Source organism: Pseudomonas gozinkensis, assembly GCF_014863585.1.
Lineage (GTDB): Bacteria > Pseudomonadota > Gammaproteobacteria > Pseudomonadales > Pseudomonadaceae > Aquipseudomonas > Aquipseudomonas gozinkensis.
Window position 1 is genome coordinate 1,221,051 of record NZ_CP062253.1, and the last position, 19,246, is coordinate 1,240,296.

General features: G+C 61.6%; 18 protein-coding genes. 10 read left to right on the forward strand and 8 right to left on the reverse strand.

The features are described 5' to 3' along the window. Positions 1-166 precede the first annotated feature (166 nt). The 5 genes from purL to IHQ43_RS05340 all read left to right on the forward strand — a co-directional run bounded on the left by purL (position 167) and on the right by IHQ43_RS05340 (position 5,707). Positions 167-4,063 carry a phosphoribosylformylglycinamidine synthase gene (purL, locus tag IHQ43_RS05325; protein ID WP_192563630.1) on the forward strand — a complete coding sequence of 1,299 codons (3,897 nt, stop codon included), beginning with the start codon at positions 167-169 and terminating at the stop codon, positions 4,061-4,063. Between the two features lie 5 nt (positions 4,064-4,068). Next, complete coding sequence (locus tag IHQ43_RS05330) at positions 4,069-4,380, forward strand: YqfO family protein (RefSeq protein WP_192563631.1); 312 nt, start codon at positions 4,069-4,071, stop codon at positions 4,378-4,380. Positions 4,381-4,634: 254 nt separating this feature from the next. Next, positions 4,635-4,820, forward strand: a complete 186-nt coding sequence (locus tag IHQ43_RS29430; protein ID WP_244142243.1) for a hypothetical protein — start codon at positions 4,635-4,637, stop codon at positions 4,818-4,820. After that, positions 4,768-5,271: a hypothetical protein gene (locus IHQ43_RS29435; protein WP_341829657.1), complete on the forward strand. Its 504-nt coding sequence runs from the start codon at positions 4,768-4,770 to the stop codon at positions 5,269-5,271. Before IHQ43_RS29430 ends, IHQ43_RS29435 begins: the two co-directional genes overlap by 53 nt. Next, positions 5,255-5,707, forward strand: a complete 453-nt coding sequence (locus IHQ43_RS05340; protein WP_192563632.1) for a hypothetical protein — start codon at positions 5,255-5,257, stop codon at positions 5,705-5,707. The genes IHQ43_RS29435 and IHQ43_RS05340 overlap by 17 nt, the downstream gene beginning before the upstream one ends. 82 nt (positions 5,708-5,789) lie before the next feature. On the opposite strand, the gene nagE is transcribed toward IHQ43_RS05340, so the two are convergent. The 7 genes from nagE to IHQ43_RS05375 all read right to left on the reverse strand — a co-directional run bounded on the left by nagE (position 5,790) and on the right by IHQ43_RS05375 (position 14,449). After that, positions 5,790-7,505 carry an N-acetylglucosamine-specific PTS transporter subunit IIBC gene (nagE, locus tag IHQ43_RS05345; RefSeq protein ID WP_192563633.1) on the reverse strand — a complete coding sequence of 572 codons (1,716 nt, stop codon included), beginning with the start codon at positions 7,503-7,505 and terminating at the stop codon, positions 5,790-5,792. Positions 7,506-7,528: 23 nt separating this feature from the next. Continuing rightward, positions 7,529-10,042 carry a phosphoenolpyruvate--protein phosphotransferase gene (gene ptsP / locus IHQ43_RS05350; RefSeq protein ID WP_192563634.1) on the reverse strand — a complete coding sequence of 838 codons (2,514 nt, stop codon included), beginning with the start codon at positions 10,040-10,042 and terminating at the stop codon, positions 7,529-7,531. A 35-nt stretch (positions 10,043-10,077) separates the two neighbouring features. Next, positions 10,078-11,100: an SIS domain-containing protein gene (locus IHQ43_RS05355; RefSeq protein ID WP_192563635.1), complete on the reverse strand. Its 1,023-nt coding sequence runs from the start codon at positions 11,098-11,100 to the stop codon at positions 10,078-10,080. After that, on the reverse strand, positions 11,081-12,187 hold the full coding sequence (gene nagA, locus IHQ43_RS05360; protein ID WP_192563636.1) for an N-acetylglucosamine-6-phosphate deacetylase: 1,107 nt from the start codon (positions 12,185-12,187) through the stop codon (positions 11,081-11,083). The genes IHQ43_RS05355 and nagA overlap by 20 nt, the downstream gene beginning before the upstream one ends. A 30-nt stretch (positions 12,188-12,217) precedes the next feature. After that, on the reverse strand, positions 12,218-12,949 hold the full coding sequence (locus tag IHQ43_RS05365) for a GntR family transcriptional regulator (RefSeq protein ID WP_192563637.1): 732 nt from the start codon (positions 12,947-12,949) through the stop codon (positions 12,218-12,220). 330 nt (positions 12,950-13,279) lie between these two features. Continuing rightward, a complete protein-coding gene (locus IHQ43_RS05370; protein ID WP_007954614.1) occupies positions 13,280-13,795 on the reverse strand; it encodes a L,D-transpeptidase family protein in 516 nt (171 codons plus the stop codon). Between the two features lie 102 nt (positions 13,796-13,897). After that, positions 13,898-14,449, reverse strand: a complete 552-nt coding sequence (locus tag IHQ43_RS05375) for an NUDIX hydrolase (RefSeq protein ID WP_192563638.1) — start codon at positions 14,447-14,449, stop codon at positions 13,898-13,900. A 147-nt stretch (positions 14,450-14,596) separates the two neighbouring features. On the opposite strand from IHQ43_RS05375, the gene IHQ43_RS05380 reads away from it, so the two are divergent. The 5 genes from IHQ43_RS05380 (at position 14,597) to purT (ending at position 17,794) form a co-directional block, all read left to right on the forward strand. After that, on the forward strand, positions 14,597-15,196 hold the full coding sequence (locus IHQ43_RS05380; protein ID WP_064382420.1) for a CoA pyrophosphatase: 600 nt from the start codon (positions 14,597-14,599) through the stop codon (positions 15,194-15,196). A 47-nt stretch (positions 15,197-15,243) separates the two neighbouring features. Further along, a complete protein-coding gene (locus IHQ43_RS05385) occupies positions 15,244-15,768 on the forward strand; it encodes a gamma carbonic anhydrase family protein (protein WP_192563639.1) in 525 nt (174 codons plus the stop codon). After that, positions 15,765-15,980 carry a DUF1289 domain-containing protein gene (locus IHQ43_RS05390; RefSeq protein WP_007954618.1) on the forward strand — a complete coding sequence of 72 codons (216 nt, stop codon included), beginning with the start codon at positions 15,765-15,767 and terminating at the stop codon, positions 15,978-15,980. Before IHQ43_RS05385 ends, IHQ43_RS05390 begins: the two co-directional genes overlap by 4 nt. 64 nt (positions 15,981-16,044) lie before the next feature. After that, the gene (locus IHQ43_RS05395; RefSeq protein ID WP_192563640.1) at positions 16,045-16,512 is read left to right on the forward strand and encodes a preQ0 transporter; all 468 of its coding nucleotides are present in this window, start codon (positions 16,045-16,047) and stop codon (positions 16,510-16,512) included. 100 nt (positions 16,513-16,612) lie between these two features. Then, on the forward strand, positions 16,613-17,794 hold the full coding sequence (purT, locus tag IHQ43_RS05400) for a formate-dependent phosphoribosylglycinamide formyltransferase (RefSeq protein ID WP_085697261.1): 1,182 nt from the start codon (positions 16,613-16,615) through the stop codon (positions 17,792-17,794). Positions 17,795-17,912: 118 nt separating this feature from the next. Here the strand turns inward: purT and IHQ43_RS05405 are convergent, their stop codons facing one another. Further along, positions 17,913-19,229, reverse strand: coding sequence for an MFS transporter (locus IHQ43_RS05405; protein WP_192563641.1), 1,317 nt, complete (start codon positions 19,227-19,229; stop codon positions 17,913-17,915). Between the last annotated feature and the right edge of the window lie 17 nt (positions 19,230-19,246).

The window sequence follows — 19,246 nt, forward strand, 5'->3', positions numbered from 1 at the left end:
AGAAAAAATAACCGGCGTTCCTACACCCGTTAAATTTGACCCTCAAGGCAGGAACACCACTCGACATCCGGGTGCAACCGTGCGTAGCGTTTCGGGTGATGTTGAGGGCGGTTTAGGCTAGAATGCACGGCCTCAAAGCACACCCCTTCCCGAGGCTGTCCCGAAGATGTTGATCCTGCGCGGCGCTCCTGCCCTTTCTGCCTTTCGCCACAGCAAACTCCTTGAGCAACTGAGCCAGAAGGTTCCGGCTGTCAGTGGCTTGTATGCTGAATTCGCTCACTTCGCCGAAGTCACCGGCGTCCTGACCGGCGACGAACAGCAGGTGCTCGCGCGCCTTCTGAAGTACGGTCCAAGCGTTCCGGTTCAAGAGCCGACCGGTCGTCTGTTCCTGGTGTTGCCGCGTTTCGGCACCATCTCGCCATGGTCGAGCAAGGCCAGCGACATCGCCCGCAACTGCGGCCTGAGCAAGATCCAGCGCCTGGAGCGCGGCATCGCGTTCTACGTGGCCGGCCAGTTCAGCGAGGCCGAAGCGCAGCAGATTGCCGATGTACTGCATGACCGCATGACTCAGATCGTTCTGGCCAACCTCGAGCAGGCCGCCGGTCTGTTCAGCCACGCCGAACCGAAGCCGCTGACCGCCATCGACATCCTCGGCGGTGGTCGCGCTGCGCTGGAGAAAGCCAACGTCGAACTGGGCCTGGCCCTGGCCGAAGACGAGATCGACTATCTGGTCAACGCCTTCAACGGTCTCAAGCGCAACCCGCACGACATCGAACTGATGATGTTCGCCCAGGCCAACTCCGAGCACTGCCGCCACAAGATCTTCAACGCCAGTTGGGATATTGACGGCGAGAGCCAGGAAAAAAGCCTGTTCGGCATGATCAAGAACACCTATCAGATGCACAGCGAAGGCGTGCTGTCCGCTTACAAGGACAACGCTTCGGTGATCGTCGGCAACGTCGCCGGCCGCTTCTTCCCGGATCCGGAAACCCGCCAGTACGGCGCGGTGCAGGAGCCGGTGCACATCCTGATGAAGGTCGAAACCCACAACCACCCGACCGCGATCGCTCCGTTCCCGGGCGCGTCCACCGGTTCCGGCGGCGAGATCCGCGACGAAGGGGCAACCGGTCGTGGTGCCAAGCCGAAGGCCGGCCTGACCGGTTTCACTGTGTCGAACCTGCAGATCCCGGGCTTCGAACAGCCGTGGGAAGTGCCGTACGGCAAGCCTGAGCGCATCGTCAACGCGCTGGACATCATGATCGAAGGCCCGCTGGGCGGCGCTGCGTTCAACAACGAATTCGGTCGTCCGGCCCTGACCGGTTACTTCCGTACCTTCGAACAATCGATCACCACCCCGCACGGTGACGAAGTTCGCGGTTACCACAAGCCGATCATGCTGGCTGGCGGCATGGGCAACATCCGTGAAGAGCACGTCAAGAAAGGCGAGATCGTTGTCGGCTCCAAGCTGATCGTCCTCGGCGGTCCGGCGATGCTGATCGGTCTGGGCGGCGGCGCTGCTTCCTCCATGGCCACCGGCACCAGCTCGGCGGATCTGGACTTTGCTTCCGTTCAGCGTGAAAACCCGGAAATGGAACGTCGCTGCCAGGAAGTCATCGACCGTTGCTGGCAGTTGGGCGACAAGAACCCGATCAGCTTCATCCACGACGTGGGTGCGGGCGGTCTGTCCAACGCCTTCCCGGAACTGGTCAACGACGGCGACCGCGGTGGCCGTTTCGAACTGCGCAACATTCCGAACGACGAGCCGGGCATGGCCCCGCACGAAATCTGGTCCAACGAATCCCAGGAGCGTTACGTTCTGGCGGTCGGCCCGGCGGACTTCGAGCGCTTCAAGGCGATCTGCGAACGTGAGCGTTGCCCGTTCGCCGTTGTCGGCGAAGCCACCGCCGAGCCGCAACTGACCGTGACCGACAGCCACTTCGGCAACAACCCGGTGGACATGCCACTGGAAGTATTGCTGGGCAAGGCGCCGCGCATGCACCGTTCGGTGGTTCGCGAAGCCGAGCTGGGCGATGACTTCGCCCCGTCGAACCTCGACATCGGCGAAAGCATCGAACGCGTCCTGCACCACCCGGCCGTGGCGAGCAAAAGCTTCCTGATCACCATCGGCGACCGCACCATCACCGGCCTCGTGGCCCGTGACCAGATGGTCGGCCCTTGGCAGGTTCCGGTGGCCGACGTTGCCGTCACCGCTACCAGCTTCGACGTCTATACCGGTGAAGCGATGGCGATGGGCGAGCGTACTCCGCTGGCACTGCTGGACGCTCCGGCGTCGGGTCGCATGGCCATCGGCGAAACCCTGACCAATATTGCCGCCTCGCGCATCAACAAGCTCTCCGACATCAAACTGTCGGCGAACTGGATGTCCGCTGCCGGCCACCCGGGCGAAGACGCGCGTCTGTACGACACCGTGAAAGCGGTCGGTATGGAATTGTGCCCTGAGCTGGGCATCACCATCCCGGTCGGCAAGGACTCGATGTCCATGGCCACCCGCTGGAACGATAACGGCGAAGACAAGACCGTCACCTCGCCGATGTCCCTGATCGTGACCGGTTTCGCGCCAGTGGCTGACATCCGTCAGACCCTGACCCCGGAACTGCGCATGGACAAGGGCACCACCGACCTGATCCTGATCGACCTCGGTCGCGGCCAGAACCGCATGGGCGCCTCGATCCTGGCGCAGGTTCACGGCAAGCTCGGCAAGCAGGCTCCGGACGTCGACGACGCCGAAGACCTGAAAGCCTTCTTCGCCGTGATCCAGGGCCTCAACGCCGACGGTCACCTGCTGGCGTACCACGACCGTTCCGACGGTGGTCTGCTGACCTCCGTGGTGGAAATGGCCTTCGCCGGCCACTGCGGTCTGAGCCTGAATCTCGACAGCGTTGCTGAATCCTCGGCAGAAATCGCCGCCATCCTGTTCAACGAAGAACTGGGTGCCGTGATCCAGGTTCGCCAGGACGCCACCCCGGACATCCTCGCGCAATTCAGCGCGGCCGGTCTGGGCGACTGCGTATCGGTGATCGGCCAGCCGATCAACAATGGCCAGATCAACATCACCTTCAACGGTGACACCGTGTTCGAAGGCCAGCGTCGTCTGCTGCAGCGTCAGTGGGCCGAGACCAGCTACCAGATCCAGCGTCTGCGCGACAACGCCGACTGCGCCGAGCAAGAGTTCGATGCGCTGCTGGAAGAAGACAACCCGGGCCTGAGCGTCAAGCTCAGCTACGACGTCAACCAGGACATCGCCGCGCCTTACATCAAGAAAGGCATCCGCCCACAGGTTGCCGTACTGCGTGAGCAGGGCGTCAACGGCCAGGTGGAAATGGCGGCTGCGTTCGACCGTGCCGGTTTCAACGCAATCGACGTGCACATGAGCGACATTCTCGCCGGCCGCGTGGACCTGAACGAGTTCAAAGGTCTGGTGGCCTGCGGTGGTTTCTCCTACGGCGACGTTCTCGGCGCCGGTGAAGGCTGGGCCAAGTCCGCACTGTTCAACAGCCGTGCCCGCGATGCGTTCCAGGGCTTCTTCGAACGTAATGACAGCTTCACCCTCGGCGTGTGCAACGGTTGCCAGATGATGTCCAACCTGCACGAACTGATTCCGGGCAGCGAGTTCTGGCCGCACTTCGTGCGCAACCGCTCCGAGCAGTTCGAAGCGCGCGTGGCGATGGTTCAGGTTCAGGAATCGAACTCGATCTTCCTGCAGGGCATGGCCGGTTCGCGTATGCCGATCGCCATCGCTCACGGTGAAGGCCATGCCGAATTCGAAAGCGAAGAGGCACTGCTCGAAGCCGATCTGTCCGGTTGCGTGGCGATGCGTTTCGTCGACAACCACGGCAAGGTCACCGAAGCCTATCCGGCCAACCCGAACGGCTCGCCGCGCGGGATCACCGGTCTCACCAGCCGCGACGGTCGCGTGACGATCATGATGCCGCACCCGGAGCGTGTGTTCCGGGCCGTGCAGAACTCGTGGCGTTCGGAAGACTGGAGCGAAGACGCTCCTTGGATGCGCATGTTCCGTAATGCTCGTGTGTGGGTGAACTAAGCGCTGTGTACAAGCTCGCGTTTTTTGTTCCCGACAGTCATGTCGAGGTGGTCAAGGATGCTGTATTCGCTGCCGGTGGTGGGCGGATCGGTGACTATGACCACTGTGCGTGGCAGGTGCTTGGATCGGGTCAGTTTCGGCCTTTGGACGGGAGTCAGCCGTTCATTGGTGAGGCGGGGCGGGTTGAGCGGGTCGAGGAGTGGAAGGTTGAGCTTGTCGTTGGCGATGAGTTGATTCGTGGGGTGGTGGGGGCTTTGAAGGCTAGCCATCCTTACGAGACGCCGGCTTATGAGGTTTGGCGGTTGGAGGATTTTTGATCTTTCTTGCCGTTTGAATAGAAAACCCGCTGAGAGTGATTTCAGCGGGTTTTTTGTTGCCTGCGATTTTTCAGTAGGAGTTGTGGGCGGTGATCCGTCTTTCCAGTGACGGGCTTTGATAGGCGTCAGAATTTTTACTGCAAGCTGACAAACCCACCATTTTTCCTACCACTTTTTCAGGTTGTCCCTCGGAAATCACATCCCTACCTTGGCGAACTCGTTGTTGAAACAATCGCCAGGATCCGAGGTTTAAAATGGAATTGCTTGATGTAGTCGCTCCTCGCATCAATACGAGTACTGGATTGGGGCAGGCCTTGATTTCGATGTTCAAGTCGGTCGAAGCAGAGTTGATGCAGGAGAATGCAGTTCCCGGCGCAGTGAAGATTATTGTTCGGAGGGTGCGCAGTTCATCTCTATACAAATCACCGCATTTCCATTGATGTTGACGCTGAGATTTATGAAGCTTGCATTCCTGACGGGCTTGACCTTCAAGCCCTGCTCGCGCAGGTTCCAGAGCCTTTTATGGACGAGCGATCAGCTCGAATGATGGAACTGAACTATGACCTGCAATACAACACGAGTTTTGGTCCGATTCATGAGGATTATTGGGCACGTAGTATCCCGCTTTCAGAATTCTCAAAGATGTCTCCACTACAGGTCCACATTGCAGCGCCTGTCGATGTTGCTATAACAAAGCTTGGCAGGGCTACCGATCACGATATTGGGGATATCAACGCGCTTCTTCGATCCGGTTTCATTCTTTCCAGTGAGTTCCGGCGTCTGGCATTGCAGGCCATTGATGTATATGTTGGCAACAAAGAGCCGCCTACCTCGGTGCTGACCAATATTTTGCAGGACTACCTGGAGGAATCAGATGTTGAAGTCATTTGACGGTCACGTCCTTTCATCCGCATTGGACACTTTGGTCAGAAGCCCTCTGGATCAGGCTGATGGGGTAGCGCTGGTGAATGCCGCCAGAGAAGTCTGGTATTCAGAGTCGAATCTTGAAAATGAGGTCAAAACCTTCCTCGCGTTTCATTGCGATGAAACCGAGCGCCGTCGGGCGGCTTATCTGCTTGAGCGATTCACTCGTTTTGCTTGCGTATCGGATAACCGCGTAATGGAAACGCTTCACGCGCTTGAGCTTTTTACCCATTCAACACCCGAGCAGAACGTGACGCCTCAAAAAGCTGTTTCTTTACGCAATCGTTGTGATCAATTGGCTGTCGCTTGGGGATTGAAAGAAAGTCTGGGATTGAAGGTGCAGACACTCATGCCATTCCAGACCCGGCATTACGAGGCAGAACAGCGAGTAAAAATGTCTTGATGTTAATGGGTGTAAACAAGAAACCCGGGCAGGGCCGGGTTTCTTGGTTTTGACCGCTCAAGTAAAAACTTGATGGAAACCATCAGACTTTTGCACTCACCTCACTCCGATTGACCAACCCCTCCAGCGACGCACTCAAGCTCTGCGCCCGCTCACCCACCAGCAAGTGCCACACGCCATCTTCCAGCGCGCTCACACCCAGACATCCAAGCTCTTTCAATCGGCTTTCCGACAGCGCTTTGCCATCGGCCAGTTGCAATCGAATCCGGCTCATGGCGATGCAGTCGAGTTGCAGCACGTTGTCACTGCCGCCCAGGGCAGTCAGCCATTGTTGGGCCTGCGGTGTGGAGACTGCGACGGGTTCGCTGGTTTCAACAACGGCGATAGGGGCAGCCACCACGGCTCGGCCCGACGCAGGCATCGCCAGGCGGATTTCGTCGGCAATGCTGTCGGCCATCGGCCCCACAACAACCTGCAAACTGCCGCCCTTGCCCGGACGTACCACGGCCATTGCGCCCAGTGCTTTCAAGTCCGCATCGGAGGCTTTGTTGCGATCGACCATTTCCAGTCGCAGCCGCGTGGTGCACGCGCCGACGGTGACCAGATTCTCGGCGCCGCCGAGTGCCTTGATATAAGCGCCGGCGCGTTCGTTTTCGGTCAGGACCGCTTTGTCAGCGGTGGCGACGTCTTCACGACCCGGCGTCTTCAAGTTGAAGCGGCGGATGCAGAAGTCGAACACCGCGTAGTAAATGACCGCATACGCAAGGCCCACCGGCACCACCAGCCAGCCGTTGGTGGAGCGTCCCCAACCCAGCACCATGTCGATGAAGCCGCCGGAGAAGGTGAAGCCCAGATGAATGTTCAGTGCGTTGGTGATTGCCATCGACAACCCGGTCAGCAGCGCATGCAGTAAAAACAGCAGCGGTGCGAGGAACATGAAGGCGAATTCGATGGGTTCGGTGACGCCGGTGAGGAAGGCGGTCAGGGCCATCGACAGGAAGATCCCGCCCATGACTTTGCGTCGTTCCGGCAGGGCGTTGCGGTACATCGCCAGGCAGGCGGCGGGGAGGCCGAAGATCATGACCGGGAACATGCCGGTCATGAACTGGCCGCCTTTCGGGTCGCCGGCGAAGTAGCGGGACAGGTCACCGGTGACCAGCGCGCCGGTGGTCGGGTCGGTGAAGTTGCCGAACACGAACCACGCCATGTTGTTGAGGATGTGGTGCAGGCCGGTGACGATCAGCAGGCGGTTGAACACGCCGAAGACGAAGGCGCCGAAGCTGCCGCTTTCCATCAGCAAGGTGCCGAAGCTGTTGATGCCGTGTTGGATCGGCGGCCAGATGTAGCCGAACAGCACGCCCAGGCCGACCGCGCTGAACCCGGTGACGATGGGCACGAAACGCCGGCCGCCGAAGAATGCCAGGTACTCCGGCAGTTTGATGTCCTTGAAGCGGTTGTATAGCGCGCCGGCCATCAGGCCGCTGACGATCCCGGCGAGCATGCCCATGTTGATGCTGGCGTCGAGCACCTTGAGGGTGGAGATCATCACCAGGTAACCGATCACTCCGGCAAGGCCGGCGGTGCCGTTGTTGTCCCGGGCGAAGCCGACGGCGATGCCGATGGCGAAGATCATTGCCAGGTTGGCGAAGATCACCTGACCGGCGTCGTGGATGATCGCGATGTTCAGGAGGTCGGTGTCGCCCAGGCGCAGCAGCAGGCCGGCGATCGGCAGGATCGCGATCGGCAGCATCAGTGCCCGGCCGAGGCGTTGCAGGCCTTCGATGAAGAGTTGGTACATGGCGTTTGTCCTTGTTGTTTTTGTTAGCGCAGAGGCCAATGTTGATGACAGGCGTGACGCACCGCAGCGGCGCTGCTCAGCTTGAGCAAGTCCCGGGCGAGGCGTTGGCATTCGGCTTCGTGCAGCTGGCGCACGCGATCCTTGATCTCGCCGATCTGCACCGGGCTGACCGACAGTTCGGTCACGCCCAGGCCGATCAACACCGGCGTCGCCAGCGGATCCGAGGCGAGGGCGCCGCACACGCCGACCCAGCGTTTATGCACCGCCGCGCCTTCGCAGGTCATGGCGATCAGGCGCAGCAGCGCCGGGTGCAAGGCATCGACCCGTGCGGCGAGGCCGGCGTGGTCGCGATCCATGGCCAGGGTGTATTGCGACAGGTCGTTGGTGCCGATGGACAGGAAGTCGGCGTGTTCGGCCAGTTGCTCGGCCTGTAGCGCGGCGGCCGGCACTTCGATCATCACGCCGATTTCCGGACGTTGATTGATGCCCAGCTCCAGGCACAGCGCATCGACCCGTTGGCGGATGTGCAGCAGTTCGTCGACTTCGGTGACCATCGGCAGCAGGATCCGGCAGCGCTGCAACGGGCTGACTTGCAGCAGGGCGCGCAGTTGCTGATCGAGGATTTCCGGGCGGGCCTGAGCCAGGCGAATGCCGCGCAGGCCGAGCACCGGGTTGGCTTCCACCGGCAGCGGTAGATAGTCGAGTTGTTTGTCGCCGCCGACGTCGATGGTACGGATGATCACCGACTGGTCGCCCATGGCATCGATCACGGCTTGATAGGCAGCGCGTTGCTCTTCGACGTCCGGCGCGATATGGCGATCGACGAACAGAAACTCGGTGCGCAACAGGCCGACGCCGTCGGCGCCGTTGGCAAACGCATCGGCCGCTTCATGGCTGGAGGCGACGTTAGCGACCACTTCGATGGCCACGCCGTTGCGGGTTTCCGCCGGCAGATGGGCCTGGGCTTGCTGGGCATCGCGCCGTTGTTGGCGGTCGATCTGCGTCTGGCGAACTTCGGCCAGACGCTCGGCGTTCGGCGTCAGTTCGAGGCGACCGCCGTCGGCGTCGAGAACCACCGATTGGCCTTGCGCCTGATCGAGCAGCGCCGAGCCCAGTGCGACCATGCACGGCAGGCCTTTGCCTCGGGCAAGAATTGCCACGTGGGAAGTTGCGCCACCCTCGGCCATGCACAAGCCAGCGACACCTTGCGCGCTCAGTTGCAGCAGGTCCGACGGCGTCAGTTCGTGGGCGGCGACGATGGCGCCGGCCGGTACGTCGTAATGCCAGGCTTCGCCGAGCAGGGCGCGCAGCACCCGTTGCTTGAGGTCGCGCAGATCGTTGGCGCGCTCGGCCAGCAGCGGGCTGCCGGTGTTTTGCAGCACTTCGCATTGCGCATCGATGGACTGGCTCCAGGCGTGGGTCGCCGCGGTGCCGGTTTCAATCGATTGCTGGGCTGCGTCGAGCAGGGCCGGGTCTTCCAGCAAGGCCAGGTGCGCGGCGAAGATCGCTTCTTCGTCGGCATTGCGCTGTTTTTTTGCCTGGGCGAGGGTGCCGTCGATTTCGCTGCGCACCTGATTCAGCGCGGTGTCGAGGATCTGTAATTGCTGCTCGGGCTGGTGATTGCCGCTGTCCGCCGGCAGGCTGATCGCGTTCAAGCGAAACAGCGGCCCGCCCACCAGTCCCGGTGCGGCGCACACGCCGTGCAGCACGCCAGCCTCGGCCGGACGATTGCGTGGAGTGGCGGCAACCGGTGCGGCGGCGTGATGATCTTCGGGCAGAGCGGTGGCCAGTGCGGTGAGCAAGGCTTGCAACGCCGCTTGTGCGTCCGGGCCCTGGCAACTGACCTGCACTTCGTCCTGCTCGCCAATCGCCAGGCCCATCAGACCGATGAGGCTGTTGCACGGTGCCGACTTGCCGGCGAAATGCAGTTGCGACTGGCTTTTGAATCCTTGGGCCGTCTGACGGATCAACGCCGCCGGACGCGCATGCAGACCGCCGCGATGGGCGACCTGCACGTGACCGTGAACTTCGGGCCCGCCAAGTTCTTCTGCGTTCGCCGCTGCGCTGTGACGAGCGACGATGTGCAGCAGCGGCTCGCCCACCTTCACTGTTTTCAGGGTGATGGGGCGCGCCTGGAAATCCTGGCTGTTGGTCAGGATCAGCAGGCTGACCAGGCTTTTGCACTGGCGGCCGACCTTGTCCAGGTCATAGCGCAGCAACGGCTGGCCATTGCTGACCCGCGCGCCTTCCTTGACCAGCATCGAGAAGCCTTCGCCCTGCAACTCCACCGTGTCCAGGCCGAGGTGCAGCAACAGCTCGGCGCCGTTGTCGGCACGCACGGTCAGTGCGTGGCCGGTGCGGGCGACGTGGATCACCACGCCGGCGCAAGGCGAATGCAGGGTGTCGTTCAGCGGGTCGATGGCAATGCCGTCGCCCATCGCGCCGCTGGCGAACACCGCGTCCGGAACTTTGGCGAGCGTGAGCACCGGGCCGCTGAGCGGGGCGCTTAAAGTCAGCTCTTTATTGTTGTTGTGCATGGCTCGGTCTCATCAGGAAAACGTTCGGTTCGGACTCAGTGCGTACGGGTGACTTTGCTCAGGTGTCGCGGCTGATCCGGGTCCATGCCACGGGCCACGGCCAGACCGGCCGCCATCACGTAGAAACTCTGGATCGCCAGGATCGGATCGAGGGCCGGGTGCTCGGCGCGGCTCAACGTCAGGTCGCGCTCGCTCACGTCATCCGGTGCGGCCAGCAGCACCCGGGCGCCGCGCTGACGCATCTCGGCCGCCAGGCTCAGCAGGCCGGCCTGTTCGGCACCGCGCGGGGCGAACACCAGCAATGGGTAGTGTTCGTCGATCAGGGCCATCGGGCCGTGACGGACTTCGGCGCTGCTGAAGGCTTCGGCCTGGATCGCCGAGGTCTCCTTGAATTTCAGCGCGGCCTCCTGGGCGATGGCGAAGCCGGCGCCACGGCCGATCACCATCAACCGCTCGCAATCGCGCAGGGCGTCGATGGCCAGGCTCCAGTCCTGCTGCGCGGCTTCGCGCAGGCCTTCGGGCAAGGCGTTGTGCGCTTCCAGCAATTCGTTGTCTTCTTTCCAGTGGGCGATCAGACGGGCGCTGGCGCTGAGGGTGGCGATGAAACTCTTGGTCGCGGCGACGCTGCTTTCTGTGCCGGCCAGCAACGGCAGGCTGAATTCACACGCGGCTTCCAGCGGCGAATCGGCGGCGTTGACCATCGACACGCTGAGGGCGCCGCGCTTGCGCAGCAGGCGCAGGCTGTTGACCAGATCCGGGCTCTGGCCCGACTGGGAAAACGCGAACGCGACCTGACCGCTGACCTTCAATGGTGCCTGTTGCATGGTCACCACCGACATCGGCAACGAAGCCACCGGAATGCCAAGTTGCTGCATGGTCAGGTAGGCGAAGTAGCTCGCCGCATGGTCGGAGCTGCCACGGGCGACGGTCATCGCCACTTGCGGCGGCTGACGGCGCAGGCGCCCGGCAATCTCGATCATTTGCGGGTCGAGCTGTTGCAGTTGGGCTTGCACGGCCTCGAACGAGGACAGCGCCTCCTCAAGCATTTTTGAAGTCAATGTCTTCTCCTTCGACCATGACGGCGGTCAGTGTGAGTGAGCGATCCAGCCGCACGCAGTCGGCCCAGGCGCCAGGTGCAAGGCGCCCGCGTTCGGTGATGCCGAGGTAGTCGGCGGGGAATTGCGAAAGACGTTGCGAGGCCTCGCTGATCGGCAGACCGATCTTCACCAGGTTGCGCAGGGCCTGATCCATGGTCAGGGTGCTGCCGGCCAGGGTGCCGTCGGGCAGGCGCACGCCGCCCAGGCATTTGGTGACGGTGTGGCTGCCGAGCTTGTACTCGCCATCGGGCATGCCGGCGGCGGCGGTGGAATCGGTGACGCAGTACAGGCACGGAATCGAGCGCAGGGCCACGCGGATCGCGCCGGGATGCACGTGCAGCAAGTCCGGAATCAACTCGGCGAATTTGGCGTGGGCGAGGGCGGCGCCGACGATGCCCGGTTCGCGGTGATGCAGCGGGCTCATGGCGTTGTACAAGTGGGTGAAACTGGTGGCGCCGGCTTCGAGGGCGGCCACGCCTTCCTCGTAACTGCCGAGGGTGTGGCCGATCTGCATGCGGATGCCACGGCTGCTCAGCTCTCTGATCAAGCCGTCATGGCCGGCGATTTCCGGGGCGATGGTGATCACCCGGATTGGCGCCAGTGCCAGATAGTCTTCGACCTCGGCCATCAGCGCGGTGTGGGCGAAGTTCGGTTGGGCGCCGAGTTTGCCGGGATTGATGTACGGGCCTTCGAGGTGCACGCCGAGTACTCGGGCGGCGCCTTTCGGACGCTGCTCGCAGAACTCGCCGACCTCCTTGAGCACGCTGGCAATCTCGGCACTCGGCGCGGTCATCGTGGTGGCCAGCAGCGAGGTGGTGCCGAAACGCACGTGGGTCTTGGTGATGGTTTCGAAGGCGCTGGCGCCTTCCATGATGTCTTTGCCGCCACCGCCGTGGACGTGCAGGTCGATGAAGCCCGGCAGCAGATACGGCAAGTCATTGGTCGCCGGATCGCAAGGCACGCCTTCGATCGACACGACTTTGCCGTGTTCGTGGATCAGCCGGCCGCGAACCCAGCCGTCAGCGGTGAGGATGTTGTCTTCAGACATTTCGCTTCTCTCGTTTGGCCTGGCTGCTGATCAGCGGCGAAGCTCTGCAACAAAGTCGTAGTAGTCGTTGCGGCAATAGGTGTCGGTGACTTCGATCGGCGTGTTGTCTTCCAGGTAGCCGACCCGGGTCATCAGCAGCATCGCGGTGCCTGGGGCGATGCCGACCAGCGCGGCGAACTCGTCCGAGGCGTTGATCGCCTGGATGTGCTGCAAGGCGCGCACGATCGGTTTGCCGATGCTGTCGAGGTGTTCGTAGAGCGAATCGCCCACCACTTGTGGCTTGGGCATGATCGAGGCGGGCAGGGTGCTCATCTCGATGGCCATCACGGTGTCGTCGGCCTTGCGCAGGCGTTTCATGCGCGCAACCTTGTCGTTTGGTGACAGGCCGAGGCGGATCAGTTCTTCGTGGGTAGGCAGGGTGATTTCACGCTCCAGCCATTGCGAGCTGGGCACGAAGCCCTTGAGGCGGAGCATTTCGCTGAAACCCGACAGGCGCGACAGCGGTTGTTCAAGGCGCGGGGTGATGAAGGTGCCGGAACCTTGCAGGCGGCGGATCAAACCTTGATCGAGCAGGACTTCCAGCGCCTTGCGGGCGGTGACCCGGGAAATCCCCAGCATCTCGCTGAGATTGCGCTCCGACGGCATCGCCTGCTCGGCTTTCCACTGGCCGGCATGGATCGCCGCTTCCAGGTTGCGCGCCAGTTGCAGGTACAGCGGCGTCGGCTGGGAGTCGTCTGGGCGTAGGGCGTGGAGCTCGTTCATGTAAGGCATTTCCGGCGCTGATATAGGATTGTTGTCGCTCGGTTGTCGGGCGAAACCTAATACCACTTGAATACCATGTCAACGCGTCGGAAATGCCTGTAGTCCTTTGGGTTCGGGTGTTTGAGGGTGGGTGGTTTCAAGTGGTATTAGGGGTCGATGACGGAAAGCAAAAAATCGCAGTCTGCGGCAGTTCTTCCGGGTGAAAGTGGTATCACCGTTGAAGAGCTGTCGCAGGTTGCGATTTTTTTGAATTTATTTTTTACGGGCGACCAATGGTCGAGAAAAAGGGCCACCTTGTGGCCCTGTAGAACGTGTTCCCTTGTTAGAGAATCAAGGGCGGATTTCGATCATCGTGCCATCCGGCACCAGATTCCAGACTTCGCGCATGTCGACGTTGCGCATGGCAATGCAGCCATCGGTCCAGTCCAGGGTGTGGAACAGTTGTTCGGGGTTGTCCTCGGAATCCGGTGTGCCGTGGATCATGATCATCCCGCCAGGCTCGACACCTTCGCGGCGGGCGCGGGCGGAGTCGCTGATGTTCGGGTAGGAGATGTGCATCGACAGGTTGAATTTGTCGCTGGTCTTGCGCCAGTCGATCCAATAGAAACCTTCCGGTGTGCGTTTGTCGCCTTCAATCAGCTTCGGGCCTTTTTTCGCGCCCTTGCCCAAGGAAATACGATAGCTCTTGAGTGGCTTGCCGTCGGCGATCAACTGCAGTTGATGAGCCGATTTGAGCACCAGTACTTTTTCGATGAGCGGGGTGTTCGAAGGCGTCACGGTGGTCACGAATGACGCTTGGGAGACGGTGACGAACGACAGGCAGAACAGGGCAAGCAACCAGCGCATTGAAACGATTCCCCAGAAATGAAGCAGATACTTTATTTATAGATAGTGTGCAGGCGCTGTCGCGGGCTGCGTTAGCCGGTTATCGGCCGGCCGCCGTCGAAATCAAGTGATGGCCGGTTGAGCGAGCGGCGGGATCGATTCGGAGCGAACCGGATAGACCTCGACGCGGCGGTCAGCGAAGAAGCATTCCAGAGTACGGCCCACCGTGCGGAAAGCCAGTTCGTCCCAGGGAATGTCTTCCTCGTCGAACAGTTGCACTTCCAGGCTCTCTGGGCCGGCGGCGAAGTCCAGATCCGCCAGCTCGGCGCGGAAAAACACATGCACCTGACTGATGTGCGGCACGTCGATCAAGGTATAGATGCTCAGGTTGTGCACCCGGGCGCAGGCTTCCTCCGCGGTTTCGCGGATGGCGGCCTGCTCGATGGTCTCGCCGTTTTCCATGAAACCGGCAGGCAGCGTCCAGTAACCGAGTCGAGGCTCGATGGCGCGGCGACACAGCAGGACTTTGCTGCCCCAGGTCGGTACACAACCGGCCACGATATTGGGGTTCTGGTAGTGAATCGTCTGACAGCTGTCGCAGACGAATCGCAGCCGCGAGTCGCCTTCGGGAATGCGCTGGGTCACCGGGTTGCCGCACTGGCTGCAAAATTTCATGCTGGGGTTCCTGAATGCTGCGCCTATCTTGGCGTGCAGCGGTGTCAGTCGGCAAGTTGTCGTTTCGCGACATGACGCCCGTTCGGGGCTTGGGCGGTCGCCATGATTGGTGCATGATGCAGGGTAAGGCACCGATCGAGAACACTTATGCTGGACGAGCTACTGCACCGGGTAAGCAATCACACGCCGCGCACGCTGGAGACCGACACGCGTTTCCCCGAGGCCGCTGTCCTGGTGCCGATTACTCGCAGTGACGAACCCGAACTTGTCCTCACCCTGCGCGCCAGCGGGCTCTCGACCCACGGCGGCGAAGTCGCCTTCCCCGGTGGACGACGGGATCCGGAAGACCCGGACCTGGTGTTTACCGCCCTGCGTGAAGCTGAAGAAGAAATCGGCCTGCCGCCGGGACTGGTCGAAGTGATCGGTCCGCTCAGTCCGCTGATTTCCCTGCATGGCATCAAGGTCACGCCGTATGTCGGGGTGATTCCCGATTTTGTCGAATACCAGGCCAATGATGCCGAGATCGCTGCGGTGTTCAGCGTGCCACTGGAGTTCTTTCGCAAGGACCCCCGCGAACACACCCATCGCATCGACTATCAGGGTCGCAGTTGGTATGTGCCGAGCTATCGCTACGGCGAATACAAGATCTGGGGTCTGACGGCGATCATGATCGTCGAGTTGATCAACCTGCTCTATGACGCCAAAATCAGCCTGCATCAACCGCCAAAAAGCTTCATCAATACCTGAAGCCATCGTTCGAATGGCCAGCCATCGTGAGCCCTGAGGAATACAAGATGAAATACCGCCTGGGCGACGCCCGTGTCGAAACCCATCCGCAGAGCTGGGTCGCCCCCAACGCCGTGCTGGTGGGCAAGGTCAGACTGGAAGAGGGCGCCAACGTCTGGTTCAACGCCGTGCTGCGTGGCGACAACGAACTGATCCTGATCGGCAAGAACAGCAATGTGCAGGACGGTACGGTGATGCACACCGACATGGGCTATCCGCTGACCATCGGCACCGGCGTGACCATCGGCCACAACGCCATGCTCCATGGCTGCACGGTCGGCGACTACAGCCTGATCGGCATCAACGCCGTCATCCTCAATGGCGCGAAGATTGGCAAGAACTGCATCATTGGCGCCAATTCGCTGATTGGCGAAGGCAAGGACATTCCTGACGGTTCGCTGGTGATGGGCTCGCCGGGCAAGGTCGTGCGCGAGTTGACCGAGCAACAGAAAAAGATGCTCGAAGCCAGTGCCGCGCACTATGTGCATAACTCCCAGCGCTATGCGCGCGATCTGGTCGAGCAGGAAGAATGACAACCCCGGAAAGACCCGTCGCCTCGCCGTGCGTGAGCATTTGCGCGCTGGATGAGGACGACATTTGCACCGGTTGCCAGCGCACGGTCGAGGAGATCACCCGCTGGAGTCGCATGACCAATGACGAGCGGCGGGTGGTGCTAGGGCTGTGTCATGAGCGGGCGAAGGCCAGTGGACTGGTCTGGATGATCGGCAAAACACCGGGGCAATAACCGATTTGATTGGCGTCATCGAAGGGCTGAAGTAACCTGTGCGCCAAATTGACAGGTCACGCCCATGATTTTCCTCATCGCTTACATCAGCAGCGTCGTGCTGATCAACTTCGCCTTCTCCACCGCGCCGCACCTGGACATCATCTGGTCGGCCTGGGGCGGGCTGGTGTTCGTGCTGCGCGACATGGTGCAGATCCGTTTCGGCCACGGCGCGATTGCGGCGATGCTGGCGGCGCTGGTGCTGTCCTATGTCACTTCCGATCCGTCGATTGCGCTGGCCAGCGCCACGGCATTCGCGGTCTCGGAGTGCATCGACTGGCTGGTGTTCACCATCACCAAGCGCCCGCTGCGCGACCGCTTGTGGATCAGCTCGGCGCTGAGCATTCCCCTCGATACCTTCATCTTCTTCGGCATGATCGACCTGCTGACGCCGCCGGTGCTCATCACTGCGCTGACCTCGAAGTTCGCCGGTGTCACCGCCGTCTGGCTGATCATGGCCTGGCGTGAACGCAAACAGGCTGTCGCCGGCTGAAGCCAAACCCTCAGGTTCATGTAAAATGCCGCGCTTTCTCCCCATGGAAAGCGCGTCCGGCGTTGCTTTCCTCGATGATCCGCTTCTTTGAGGACCTGAGATGACCCGTATCGGAACTCCATTGTCGCCGACCGCGACCCGCGTATTGCTGTGTGGCTGTGGTGAGTTGGGCAAGGAAGTGGTGATCGAACTGCAACGCCTGGGCGTTGAAGTGATCGCCGTCGACCGTTACGCCAACGCGCCGGCCATGCAGGTTGCCCATCGCAGCCACGTGATCAACATGCTCGACGGCGCTGCCCTGCGTGCAGTGATCGAGGCCGAGAAACCGCACTTCATCGTGCCGGAAATCGAAGCCATCGCCACCGCCACGCTGGTGGAGCTGGAAGCCGAAGGCTTCACCGTGATCCCGACTGCCCGCGCCGCGCAACTGACCATGAACCGCGAAGGCATTCGTCGCCTGGCTGCCGAAGAACTGGATTTGCCGACTTCGCCGTACCATTTCGCCGACACCTTCGAGGACTACAGCAAAGCCGTTCAGGACCTGGGTTTCCCGTGTGTCGTGAAACCGGTGATGAGTTCCTCGGGCAAGGGCCAGAGCCTGCTGCGCAGCGCCGATGACGTGCAGAAAGCCTGGGATTACGCCCAAGAGGGCGGTCGCGCCGGTAAAGGTCGGGTGATCATCGAAGGCTTCATCGATTTCGACTACGAAATCACCCTGCTGACCGTGCGTCACGTGGGTGGTACCACATTCTGTGCGCCGGTCGGCCACCGTCAGGAGAAGGGCGACTACCAGGAGTCGTGGCAGCCGCAGGCCATGAGCCCAATCGCACTGGCTGAATCCGAGCGCGTTGCCAAAGCTGTGACCGAAGCGTTGGGCGGCCGTGGCCTGTTCGGCGTCGAGCTGTTCATCAAGGGCGATCAGGTGTGGTTCAGCGAAGTATCGCCGCGCCCACACGACACCGGTCTGGTGACCCTGATTTCCCAGGACCTGTCGCAGTTCGCCCTGCACGCCCGGGCGATCCTCGGCCTGCCGGTGCCACTGATCCGTCAGTTCGGCCCATCGGCCTCGGCGGTGATTCTGGTGGAAGGTCAGTCGACCCAGACCGCATTCGCCAACCTCGGCGCTGCGCTGAGCGAACCGGATACCGCGCTGCGTCTGTTCGGCAAGCCTGAGGTCAATGGTCAGCGCCGCATGGGTGTTGCGCTGGCCCGTGACGAGTCGATTGAAGCCGCTCGCGCCAAAGCGACCCGTGCTTCTCAGGCGGTCGTTGTAGAGCTGTAAACCGAGTCGCGTCCATCGCGAGCAAGCTCGCTCACACAGGTTCGGCGGTGTTCACAAATTATGTGTGTGGCACGGACACTGTGGGAGCGAGCTTGCTCGCGAAGCTTTTGATCCAGGATCAGGCAACCTGATTCAAATCGTTATTGCGCGTTTCCTTCAGGCACAGCACAGCGATCAAGCTGAGCACCGCGGCCGCAGACACATACCCGCCGACATAACTCAAACCACCCATCGCCACCAGTTTCTGCGCAAAGAATGGCGCCGCCGAGGCCCCGACAATACCGCCGAGGTTGTAGGCCGCCGATGCACCGGTATACCGGACGTGCGTCGGAAACAGTTCCGGCAACAGAGCGCCCATCGGGGCGAACGTCACGCCCATCAAAAACAGCTCGATGCACAGGAACAGCGCCACGCCCCAGGTCGAGCCCTGAGTCAGCAACGGCTCCATCAGAAATCCGGAAAGAATCGCCAGTATACCGCCGACGATCAGCACTGGTTTGCGCCCGTATCGGTCACTGGCCCATGCCGATAATGGAGTGGCGGCCGCCATGAACAGCACCGCGAAGCACAGCAGGCCGAGGAACGTCTCGCGGCTGTAACCCAATGTGGATACGCCATAGCTCAGGGAAAACACGGTCGAGATGTAGAACAGCGCATAGCACACCACCATGGCGGCGGCGCCCAGCAGCGTCGGTGCCCAGTATTGGCTGAACAGCTCGACCAGCGGCACTTTCACTCGCTCCTGACGCGCAATGGCATTGGCGAACACCGGGGTTTCGTGAAGCTTGAGGCGCACGTACAGCCCGACCATCACCAGCACTGCACTGAGCAGGAACGGAATCCGCCAGCCCCAGCTGCGGAACTGTTCGTCGCTCAGGCTCATGGCCAGGGTCAGGAACAGGCCGTTTGCCGCCAGAAAACCAATCGAAGGGCCGAGTTGCGGGAACATGCCGAACCACGCCCGTTTGCCTTTCGGGGCGTTTTCGGTGGCCAGCAGCGCCGCACCGCCCCATTCCCCACCCAATCCAAGGCCCTGGCCGAAGCGCAGCACGCAAAGCAGGATCGGCGCCCACGCCCCGATGCTGTCGTAGCCCGGCAGTACGCCGATCAGCGTGGTGCAGATACCCATCAGCAGCAGCGAAGCGACCAAAGTCGATTTGCGCCCGATCCGGTCACCGAAATGGCCGAACAGTGCCGAACCCAAAGGTCGGGCGAGGAAGGCGATGCCGAAGGTCAGGAATGCCGAGAGCATCTGCGCCGTGCCGGAAGTCTGCGGGAAGAACACCGGCCCGATGACCAGCGCAGCGGCGGTGGCGTAGACATAGAAATCGTAGAACTCGATGGCCGTGCCGATGAAACTCGCGGTGGCCACGCGGGTGGCGGAGTTGGTCGGTTGGGCAGGCGTGGTGTCGCTGTAAGCGGTACTGGTCGTCATGCGGTGATCCCTGACAG